The organism is Pseudobutyrivibrio sp. YE44, assembly GCF_900104335.1.
Classification (GTDB): domain Bacteria; phylum Bacillota; class Clostridia; order Lachnospirales; family Lachnospiraceae; genus Pseudobutyrivibrio.
This window is the reverse complement of sequence record NZ_FMXT01000001.1, coordinates 139752-150434: the sequence shown is the minus strand read 5'-3', so window position 1 is coordinate 150434 and position 10683 is coordinate 139752. Positions and strand designations below refer to the sequence as shown.

The following is a 10683-nucleotide window of genomic DNA, read 5'->3' as shown; positions in this document are numbered from 1 at the left end:
TTAATTCCTAAATATATAGAACCTTTAAACACTAATTTTGTTGGCTCAAATAATAATTTAAACATAAAAATCCGGTGTATGCAACACCGGATTTTAACTCGCTTTGCTTATGCTCCTACATAAAAAATTATATATAGGTTTGCGATTAAAACAAGCAGGATACCAATAAGGTTTGCCACTAAAAGCTTGCCTCTGATACTCTGGCTTTCCTTAACCTGGTTAACCGATTCCTGAAGTGCGTTAAGCTTTGCCTCAAGCACGTCGCACTTCTGCTCAATAGGTAAGCTAATTTCCTCAATGTATTCTCGGATAGAAGCCTTGATGCTTCTGGTCATATTGTTGCCAGTATCATCAGGAAGAGTTTTTTCCTTTGCCTCAATAAGCTTTTCTAAGGATGTAATACTCTCTCGAATATGCGCAACTTCTTCTTTGATGTCTCTCTCGGCAAAATCTGATAAATCGATAATGTTTTCTTCCTTGATCATACTGTCCCCCCTTCTAGACCAATAATAACTTTTAAATATTGTACCACTTAATTCACAAAAAGAGTATAATTTTGTGGTATAAATGTTAGTACTCACAGCATTAAAATATAATACAAGGAGACTTGAAAGATGTTAGAAATCGGAATGAAGGGCAATGCCGAAACTGTTGTAACTCTCGATAACACTGCAAAGGCTTTCACCAGCGGTGCTTTGGAAGTATTTGCTACACCAGCAATGATTTCCCTTATGGAAGAAACCTGTTGGAAAATGATTCAGCCAGAGCTCGAGGAAGGCTTAGGCTCTGTAGGAACTAAGGTTAATGTTAGCCACATGGCTCCTAGTGCAATTGGCATGACAATCATGTGTGAAGCTACATTGATTGAGATTGATGGTAGAAAGCTTACCTTTGAAGTGGTTTGCTCTGATGAAAACGGAATGATTGGAATGGGCACACATGAACGTTTCATTATCAATAACGAAAAATTTATGGCAAAGGCTCAAGGCCACCACTAATAACCTAGTATGATTTAGCCTAAAAATCAAAAATGCAGTAAGCTGGACTTTAGCACCAACTTACTGCATTTTTTTATTCTTCTTCATCCATTGCATAGCTTATTTCATCAAGCTCCGCATGGAAAAATTCTGGCCAACTATACTGATTCATATAGTCACCCATATATTGATATTTAGAAGCCTTTCGTTTTTCTAGCCAATCAAATAAATCACATTCTATTTTATCAGCTGCTATGGCCATGCTTCCTCTCTGCTTTAAAATGATTCCATCAAGCTTAAGTTTCTTGAAGGTGTTCTGTAAATCTTGTCTCAAGTTACAAAGATAAGAAAGCTTTTTGTCTGGATCACCATCATCCTCCCAAAGGCAGGCAATCAACTCACCATTTGAAGTCTGGGCACCTTTGTTGTTAATAAGCACAGCAACAATTTCTTTTGTTCTATTATATTTAAAAGTCACAGGCTCTCCATCAACAAACAACTCAAAGTTTCCAAAGGTTTGAGCAAAAACTCTCTTGTATTTCTTTCTAAGCTCTGGATATCTAAGAGCATCTAATTCTCTTTTTACATTACGAGCCACCGCCGGTTTTAGAATATAGCCACTGGCGTGAAGCTGCATGGCATCGTAGCCAAATTCCTTGTGCTCCGTAAGATAAATAACATTTATAAAAGGATTTAACTCCACTAAATACTTTCCCAAATCTATACCTGAAAGTTCCGGCATATTTACATCTAAAAAAGCAACATCAAACTCTTCTTCTCTGGCCTTTGCCAAGGCTGAAAGCGAATTATCGAATTCCATATAGGTTGCATCTGGCGCAACCTCCTTGACTATGTCAGAAATAGCCTCTAGAGATTTTTTTTCATCATCAACTGCCAATATCTTCATTAATGCTTCCCCCTTGCAAACTAAAGTGTCACTGACTTAATCTTTTGATTCTTTCTCTGTTCTGGTGTCATGTGCAAAGGATCAGCTTCACCTACCACAAGTGTTTCACCATCGTTAATAGCTGCCTCGTGAAGTGGACCAGAATTCATATCCGCCAAAACCAAGGCTGCAAATCTATCATAGTTGTCAAAATCAATAACAGGAAAATGGTATTTCATTCTGTACCAATGATTAGGATCGTAGCCCATACTTCCAATGTATAATCGATCTGCAGTATCGGTAACTTCATCAACCCCCGCTGGCTGACCAGGCTCTAAATTAAACTCCTCACAGAAAAGCATGCCATAGGCCTTAAGGATTCGCTCTCTCACGGTTTCTTCAGAGCCGTCTTTATTCTTTCGTCCAGTTGGAGTGTCCATGACATTATAGTAGTATTCTCTAGCCTCATCACTATCATCAAAATCAACGATAGCATCGTAAAACTCTTTACCTCTAATCATTGATAACGCATCCATATTTCTTCTCCTTAATATGTTATTCACCTTATAACCACTAATTACTACGCTCCATGATATGTCATACAAAGCATTGTAATATCATCGAATTGTTTTGTACCTGCTACAAAACTATTTATGCCCTTCATTACATTTTCTAAAACCTTTTCAGGCTTAGCATCAGGTTCTTTATTTAGTGCGTTAAGCATTCTATCTGTGCCAAAAAGTTCGTTTTCAGAATTGCTAGCCTCTGGCACACCATCAGTATAAACAAAAATGCTGTCCCCAGGCTCCATCAGAAATTCATGCTCTTTAAAAGGAATATCCTCCATAGTGGCAACTGCAGGAGAATGCTTGTATTTCAATAATTCGTATTGACCGTCAGCATGTTTTATAACAGGGTGTTCGTGACCTGCATTTGCAGAAATACCTGCCCCTGTTTTCACGTTTATTGTAGCCAGCCATACTGTAACAAACATATTAGCTTTATTGCCCTCGCATAATTGGTTGTTAACATCCTTTAAAACATTAGCTGGACTTTGTCCTCTTCTAATGCCGTTTTTTATAAGAGCTTTTGAAACCATCATAAATAAAGCTGCAACTATACCCTTACCAGAAACATCTGCCATAACAAGAGCCAATTCATCCTCATCCACCATAAAGAAATCGTAAAAGTCACCGCCAACCTCTTTGGCAGGAGTCATGGTGGCATACAAATCAAATTCTTTACGCTCTGGCAAATATGGAAACTCACTAGGTAAAACAGCCTGCTGAATCTTTCCAGCCAGGGACATATCTCTGGCAGCTGCCGCCTTTTCCTGCCCTTCCGAAACATTGAGAACGCAATACATTAATAAAATATCCAGCATAATTACAGCTGGACCAATTGAAAGTCCATACACAAACATGGTTAATATACCTACTGCTACAGGTGCAAAGGTATACATAAAGAAGGTGATCACTTGATAAATTTCCAACTGATTACGCTCAATAATTACCATTACAAGAGCAGACAAAACCGTGACAATGGAATAAACCAAAGAAAACCAATTATATTGGGTTCGAGAATATACTCCAAGCTCATTTACGGTAAAATAAATACCATTAAAAATGTTAATGAATCTGATTGAAATGGAAATATAAAGACCTACTCTAACTGCTCTACTAAGCTTCTTAAGCAAATTCTTTTTTATATTGAGATATGACATGGTGTACATCCAGAAGAAATAAGCCGAAAGTGGTGTACACAGATAATACAAGGTATTATCCATAATATTAACATACCTAAACTGTGGTAATTCATCTACCAACCAGGCAACACCATCTGTAAATAAAGATAGGAAGGTCGTATTAATGAGAGCCATTAAATACCTAACATTATTACCTGTTTTTTGCAAATCAATATAACAGCATACATAAAGGGTAAAACCTGTAAGCATACCTACAAAATCAATTCCGATATTAATAAGATATATGTCTTTTAAATTGTGAATTCCCCTTAGAAAAACCAGCTGAGCCAGTATTAAAACAAAGAGCATATATAAAAGTGAAATCAACACAACCGAATGGCGTTTTTTTTGATCGAGCATACTTGATAAATCTCCCCTTTTCGTATATCATTTCCCCTATGTAATTATACGTATTTATTCCTACAAAAAGCAATAGAAGAAAGGAAAATACTATGTCTCAAACCAATATCACTGTTAAGGAAATCAAAACCTACGAAGCACTTAATCTAGTGATTAATCATTTTAAGGACACTTATTTTCTTCGAGCTATCACCGACGACAGATATAAAGACATTTATATAAAGAAACAGCTTGAGGATGGTCACTTTATCGTTGAATTCCATAATGATATTCCAGTTGGCTTTATCAGCTTTTATTCCAATGACTCAGAAACACACATCGCCTACATTACAGCTTTAGCCCTAAGTGACGACTTAGGTTTCCTAAAAGGAAAAACCTTATTTAGAATTATTACGGAAGCCTTTAAAATAGCAAAAGCTACCAATATGGAAATTGTTCAGTTGGAAGTTGAGAAGGACAATAAGCGCGCAATTAAGCTTTATGAACATTTCGGCTTCAAATACATTGGTGATGGAAATAACAATTCCTTTTATATGCAAATGAATATAAAAGATTTTAAGCTACTAAAATAAAAGGAGACCGAAAATGATTAAGAATAATAAGCTTAAGGGAATTATTTGTATATTGCTGGCTGCATTCGGCTTCTCGCTTATGACCTTCTTTGTAAGAATCTCTGGTGATTTGCCAACTATGCAGAAAGCTTTCTTCAGAAATCTTGTAGCTCTTTTTGTGGCCTTAGTAGCCCTTGCAAAATCTGAAACCGGCTTCAAAGTTGGAAAAGGAAATCGACTTTCACTATTTATGCGTTGCGCCTTTGGAACCTCCGGATTAATTGCAAATTTTTACGCCATAGACCGTCTCGGAATCGCTGATGCTAATATGTTAAATAAACTGTCACCTTTCTTTGCTATTATTCTTTCTATTTTTATTTTAAAGGAAGTGCCAAATCGTTTTGATATTCTCACAACTATTGTGGCCTTCACAGGGGCATTATTTATTATTAGACCTACAGGGGCTTTCTCATCTTTCTTCCCTGCATTAGTAGGATTATTTGGTGGCTTTGGCGCCGGAACAGCTTATGTATTTGTAAGAAAAATGACCAGAAATGGAGTTCAGACTCCAGTTATTGTAATAAGCTTTTCAGGCTTTTCATGTTTGGTTACTCTTCCATTTCTAATAAAAGATTATGTTCATATGACTCCTTGGCAGTTGACATGTCTATTGCTAGCTGGAGTTGGCGCTTCCCTTGGACAGTTTGCCATAACAACAGCTTACAAATATGCACCTGCAAAAGAAATTTCAGTTTTCGATTACACCCAGGTAATCTTTGCTGCTCTACTTGGTATCATCTTCCTTGGAGAAACACCAACTTTCCTTAGTATTATCGGATATACGATAATTATTGGAGTAGCTATTATTAGATGGAAGAAGAATCTAAAAGAATAATATTTAATAAAGGCTACTGTCTCTCACAAAAGGTGAGAAACAGTAGCCTTTTCTAATTATTATAAGAAGTGAGCTCTAAGCTCTTCAGGATTTATTGGTGATAGATATGCTGGTGCAATGTCAAATACTGTTTTTGCACCTGTGACACCTTCAGCGTTAAGACGAGCAACAGCTCTTGCATATGCTGTAAGTGTAGCTCCGGTAAATTCTGGATTAGAATCTAAGTCTAAACGATATTCGATAACATGCTTGTTACCATCAAAACCTGTCTCGCCAGTGTAAATCACACTTCCTCCATGTGGTAGACCACTATGGTTTGCCTTAAGCTCCTCAGCAGAAATAAAGTTTACTGTTGTATCGTAATCTGAGAAGTAGTTAGGCATCTCCTTAATCTCTTTTTCTATACGAGCCTTATCAGCCCCCTCTTCAACAACTACAAAACACTCTCTAGTATGTTTTTCTCTAGTAGTAAGTTCTGGATTCTCTCCACTTCTAACTCTTTCAAGAGCTGCTGGAACTGGAACCGTATATTGTCTAGCATCAACAACTCCATCGATACGACGAATAGCATCTGAGTGTCCCTGGCTAACACCCTTGCCCCAGAATGTATAAGCCTGTCCCTTTGGAAGGATTGATGTAGCATATAAACGATTTAATGAAAACATTCCTGGATCCCATCCGCAAGAGATTAGACCAATCTTTCCAGCATCTTTTGAAGCTGAATCTACATTTGCAAAATGCTCCGGAATTCTTGCGTGTGTATCAAAGGAATCAATTACATTGTAAAGCTTCGCATACTTAGGTGTCATTTCAGGAAGATCTGTAGCACTACCACCACAGATAACCAAAACATCAATATCCTCTTTTCCTGTATCCAAGTCAGCTGTACTCTTAACTGGTGTATTTGTTTTTACTGTAACTGTCTTTGGGTCTCTTCTTGTATAAATGGCAACAAGTTCCATATCCTCGCTTAATGAAACCGCTGCTTCTACTCCACGTCCTAGGTTTCCGTAACCTAATATACCAACTTTAATCATCTTTTTCCTCCATGATCTGTTAATAGCTACAAATAATTATAACAATTAATAACATAAATAAAAGAGACAAATGTATAGATATCATAAGTTCTTTGTATATCTGTAACCCTCTTGTTGAATCCCTCTTTAAAAGAGGATAAAATAGTTTCATCATTCTAATAAGGAGCAAAAACATGGACAAACGACTACAGCAACAAATGGACTTTGCATTAGAAATTGACAAAGAGAAAAATATACTTAGACAGACCCATCTTTCTGGCCATGGTAGAAACGAAAATGATGCAGAGCATGCCTGGCATATGGCCATAATGGCTTATCTCCTTAGAGAATATTCCAATGAACCAGTTGATATTGGTAAAGTTATGCTTATGTGCCTCATTCACGACATCGTGGAAATTGATGCAGGTGATACCTATGCATATGACACAGAAAATCTCAAGACACAAAAAGCTAGAGAAGATGCTGCAAAAGAGCGAATCTTTTCTCTTTTACCTGAAGATCAAAAAGCTGAACTTATTGCTCTCTTTGATGAATTTGAAGCCTATGAAACTGCAGAAGCTAAATTTGCCCGTGCCATGGATAACCTTCAACCTCTTATGCTAAACGACAGCAACGGAGGTGAAGATTGGAAAAAGCGTGGAATAACTTCTACTCAAGTTCACGGTCGCCAGGATAAAACCAAGCTTGGTTCCGAAAAGCTTTTTGAACTAGTTAATTCTATAATTGAAGATAATGTAAAAAAGGGTAATATAAAAGAATAGCAACCTGAACTGCTATTCTTTTTTATTCTGCCACTATATATTTTTTACACTTCAAAGTCTAAGCAACTTCTGATTTTTGTATAAGGTCTAACCTTTCCATCAGCAACTGCCACGTGCTCAGGATGAACAGCATAGCCCTTTAATGCCTCTTCACTTTCAAAAGTGGAATCAAGCATTAAATCTGCATTTGAGCTTGTAAGACCATTAATATTTACCTTGATGTCAACCATTCCAGGAATCTTTCCAGCAAGGCCCTCAAGTCCTTCCTTTATCCCCTGCTTTACCTGCTGCTTTTCCGAATCTGAAAGCTCATCCTTAAGTGTCCATAAAATAATATGCTTTACCATGATATCCTCCTTTGAATTGTGTCTTAAACTATCCAAAATTATAGCACAGTTCATTTTAATTATACATGTCTTACCACTTCAAAACGCTGTAGTTTTACTTTTTCATCCGGTGATATTCCACCTTTTTGACGAGCTATGGAGATCTGCTGTTCAACGGTGTCTACACCATCCAGATCAGGAAGCAATAATCCTCTACGATTTCCGGAGCTTACAATTACACCATATCTTCTAACATCCAACTTCTCTGGACCAGAAATATCCTCTGGGTCACCTAATACATCTACATTGATTTCAAGAAATGGCAATTCCTCCGGTCTAATTGGATCAAAACGTGGATCCCTTGTGGATGCACTAATAGCGTTGTTTATTATTTCTACTGCCACATTTTCTGTAGTAGGAAGTATTGTGCCAATGCACCCGCGAAGTCGACCAGCCTTATGTATAGACACAAAGGCTCCCGCTTGTTTTGAAAGCATCTCTGATGGAAGGTCATCAGGAACACTTATTACCTGTCTATTTAAGATATATGATTCAAGTGACTTTCTAGCCAACTGAACATAAGCGTCAGAATTCTTTGAAATCTCACTCAATTCATCCCTTAACTTACTTAAATAGCTTTCACGGAAATTGCGGCTAACATCTTTCCCTTTAGGATAAAAAGATGCTATTCCATAACCAACGCCTGTTACATCCTGATGAGAATATACCTTAACCTCCACCTTGAGACCGTTTAATGCTCCTGCCATTATTACGAAGGAGCGATGTCCGCACTCAGCTGCTTTATCACATAAATCCTCACTAAATTCAAGCATTTCCCCAAAGGCTGCACGACCAGCCACATCCATTATTTTTGAATCATAGATGGGACCTTCCTTTGCAAAACCATATGGACCATTTTCCTGCAACTTATGTGACAAATCTCCACTTGCTATAAAAACCACTTTTCTTCCTGTTTCTTCTACAGCCTTTTGAATAAGCTCCCCCAAGGCATAATGTTCTACAAGGCCTAGACCTGACAATCCAATACGAATTATTCTGCCCTCTTTATATTTATTTCTAATGAACCAAAGGGGCACCATGGTTCCATGATCTAGCTCAGGATTATGTTCTCCCAATAATCCTGCTGGGAAGTCTATTTCCTCACATAAATCGCAAATCTTATCTCTCAGCTCTTCATCATAATCTTCCTGAAAAGAAACCTGTGGCGCTCTAAAATTTGCAAAGGAGCCCTTTGCGCCCTTTCTAGGTGAAATATGAAAATAGTCTGAGTACATTACACTATGAGGGCTGGTTATGATAATTGTCTCAGGCTTAAGCTCTGCTATTTCATCTGCCACCTTCTCATAAGAATTTATAGTTTCCCTAACACACTCTTCTGAACCTTTACCTATTTCTGGCACAATCATCGGTGGATGAGGCACCATAAATGCAGCTAAAATCCCCATTTTTTCTCCTCCATAAAACGCATCTAAAACATTAACAATTCCCCGTATATACGTATTTTAAATTCTGTTCAGCAACATCTTTTAAATGATAAATCCAATCCACGGAAGTGGCATCTCTATCTGTCATCTTAAATCTCGGGAAGAATCTAGATAAATGAAGTGGAATATCTTTATCTAACTCGCTAATCCACTTACTGAGATTAGAGATTTCCTCTTCCGAATCATTTTCCCCTGGAATTATTAGCGTGGTCAGTTCCACATAACAATGCTTCACAGCCTCTTCTATAAAATCCATTACCATCTGACGATTTCCCTTTAATAAATCCTGATAGTAATAATCTGTGAAGCCTTTTAAATCTATATTCATAGCATCCACATACTGGAATAACTCTCCTACTGTAGATGTATCTGCCATGCCATTTGAAACCATTACTACTTTTAAATTCTTTTGTTTTAAAAGCTTGGCTGTATCCAATATGTACTCGTATGATATAAGTGGTTCATTGTAGGTAAAGGCTACTCCAATATTTCCTTTTGGCTTCAGTTCTTCAGCAAGCTCTGACAATTCCTCTGGTAAAACATATCTGGATTCTTGTTTGCTAATCGCAACTTCATCTGACCAGGATATATCAGAATTTTGGCAGAAAGGACATCTAAGATTACAGCCATAACTCCCCACTGATAGAATCTTGCTACCAGGATAAAATCTGTTAAGTGGTTTCTTCTCAATTGGATCGAGAGCAATTGCTGTAAGGCGCCCATAATTCTCAGGAACCACAACACCATCCTTACAAGTTCGAACTCCACAAAAACCGTAGTTCCCCTCATCTATTTTACAATGTCTGTAACAAACCTTACACTCTGCCAAAACGGTCCCCCTAAAATAAATTTCATTCCCTTACTTAATTATAAAGAAAGGAAATAATTCCCGCTAGAGCTATTTTGAGGACATCTTTAGAATTCTTTAGGCGTTTTATACTATAATCTTATCCTCTTTTTGATTATTATGTTGACAAGCGGTTTGTAGAGTGTTATAACCGTATTACTACAAATAATACAGTTGACTAATTAAGGAGATTTTGAAATGAAGAAAAAGTTTTTAGTAACAATGATAACAATGCTTATGGGATTATCAATCGTGGCTTGTGGCAAGAGCCAGGATGATGATTTCTACAATACTAATGAAGGATGTAGCGATTGTGACATTTGCTGTGTAGAGGAAGATGGTAGCACAGGCTTAACAGTTGAGGATCCAAAAGCTGAAACTACTATTTCAAGCGATGTATTTGACATTAGCATTTCAGTTATGGACGACGGTGACGAAGTTCTTAACAGACTTAAGGAAGAGTTTGGTGATCCTACAGATACTTCTGCTGATGGCGATTTCCATACAGACACTTTTGATGACATTTCAGTTACATATTCTGAAACAGATGGAAAGAAAGAAATTGTTGAGTTCAAGTGTGTATCTGATAGATACAAGACTAACAAGGGAATCACTATTGGTTCTACTTTAGACGAAGTAAAGAACGCATATGGTGAAGTTATTTGTGAGTACGATGATGAGGATGGACACCACCTTAATTACATCTATGATGATGGTTTCAGCATCTACTTTACTTTCGCTAATGATGAAGTAATCACTTACCAGGTTGTATGTGGCAGAGGCTAATAAACATA

13 protein-coding genes are annotated in these 10683 nt (G+C 37.3%); 5 read left to right on the top strand and 8 right to left on the bottom strand.

The features are described 5' to 3' along the window. Positions 1-107: 107 nt before the first annotated feature. Positions 108-485, bottom strand: a complete 378-nt coding sequence (locus BLR54_RS00665) for a hypothetical protein (protein WP_090416302.1) — start codon at positions 483-485, stop codon at positions 108-110. A gap of 129 nt (positions 486-614) precedes the next feature. Between BLR54_RS00665 and BLR54_RS00660 the strand changes: the two genes are divergently transcribed. Further along, a complete protein-coding gene (locus BLR54_RS00660; RefSeq protein WP_090416301.1) occupies positions 615-998 on the top strand; it encodes a thioesterase family protein in 384 nt (127 codons plus the stop codon). 73 nt (positions 999-1071) lie between these two features. Here the strand turns inward: BLR54_RS00660 and BLR54_RS00655 are convergent, their stop codons facing one another. Genes BLR54_RS00655 through BLR54_RS00645 form a run of 3 tightly spaced genes read right to left on the bottom strand, consistent with a single transcriptional unit; the run spans position 1072 to position 3967 of the window. Further along, the gene (locus BLR54_RS00655) at positions 1072-1884 is read right to left on the bottom strand and encodes a response regulator (RefSeq protein WP_090416300.1); all 813 of its coding nucleotides are present in this window, start codon (positions 1882-1884) and stop codon (positions 1072-1074) included. A 20-nt stretch (positions 1885-1904) separates the two neighbouring features. Next, positions 1905-2399 carry a hypothetical protein gene (locus tag BLR54_RS00650; RefSeq protein WP_090416299.1) on the bottom strand — a complete coding sequence of 165 codons (495 nt, stop codon included), beginning with the start codon at positions 2397-2399 and terminating at the stop codon, positions 1905-1907. A 44-nt stretch (positions 2400-2443) separates the two neighbouring features. Further along, on the bottom strand, positions 2444-3967 hold the full coding sequence (locus BLR54_RS00645) for a PP2C family protein-serine/threonine phosphatase (protein ID WP_090416298.1): 1524 nt from the start codon (positions 3965-3967) through the stop codon (positions 2444-2446). A gap of 92 nt (positions 3968-4059) precedes the next feature. Here BLR54_RS00645 and BLR54_RS00640 point away from each other — a divergent pair, with 92 nt between their 5' ends. Continuing rightward, on the top strand, positions 4060-4539 hold the full coding sequence (locus tag BLR54_RS00640; RefSeq protein ID WP_090416297.1) for a GNAT family N-acetyltransferase: 480 nt from the start codon (positions 4060-4062) through the stop codon (positions 4537-4539). Between the two features lie 13 nt (positions 4540-4552). Continuing rightward, the gene (locus BLR54_RS00635) at positions 4553-5413 is read left to right on the top strand and encodes a DMT family transporter (protein ID WP_090416296.1); all 861 of its coding nucleotides are present in this window, start codon (positions 4553-4555) and stop codon (positions 5411-5413) included. Positions 5414-5472: 59 nt separating this feature from the next. On the opposite strand, the gene BLR54_RS00630 is transcribed toward BLR54_RS00635, so the two are convergent. After that, entirely contained in the window at positions 5473-6450 is a 978-nt protein-coding gene (locus tag BLR54_RS00630) for a diaminopimelate dehydrogenase (RefSeq protein ID WP_090416295.1), read from the bottom strand. Between the two features lie 173 nt (positions 6451-6623). Between BLR54_RS00630 and BLR54_RS00625 the strand changes: the two genes are divergently transcribed. After that, positions 6624-7211: an HD domain-containing protein gene (locus tag BLR54_RS00625; RefSeq protein ID WP_090416294.1), complete on the top strand. Its 588-nt coding sequence runs from the start codon at positions 6624-6626 to the stop codon at positions 7209-7211. Positions 7212-7255: 44 nt separating this feature from the next. Here BLR54_RS00625 and BLR54_RS00620 read toward each other — a convergent pair whose 3' ends face one another. The 3 genes from BLR54_RS00620 to amrS are packed head-to-tail and all read right to left on the bottom strand — an operon-like array spanning position 7256 to position 9871. Continuing rightward, on the bottom strand, positions 7256-7558 hold the full coding sequence (locus tag BLR54_RS00620; RefSeq protein WP_090416293.1) for a Dabb family protein: 303 nt from the start codon (positions 7556-7558) through the stop codon (positions 7256-7258). 59 nt (positions 7559-7617) lie between these two features. Next, complete coding sequence (amrA, locus tag BLR54_RS00615) at positions 7618-9003, bottom strand: AmmeMemoRadiSam system protein A (protein ID WP_090416292.1); 1386 nt, start codon at positions 9001-9003, stop codon at positions 7618-7620. Positions 9004-9034: 31 nt separating this feature from the next. After that, positions 9035-9871: an AmmeMemoRadiSam system radical SAM enzyme gene (gene amrS, locus BLR54_RS00610; RefSeq protein ID WP_090416291.1), complete on the bottom strand. Its 837-nt coding sequence runs from the start codon at positions 9869-9871 to the stop codon at positions 9035-9037. 216 nt (positions 9872-10087) lie between these two features. Here amrS and BLR54_RS00605 point away from each other — a divergent pair, with 216 nt between their 5' ends. Then, positions 10088-10675, top strand: a complete 588-nt coding sequence (locus tag BLR54_RS00605; RefSeq protein ID WP_090416290.1) for a hypothetical protein — start codon at positions 10088-10090, stop codon at positions 10673-10675. The last annotated feature ends 8 nt before the right edge of the window (positions 10676-10683 follow it).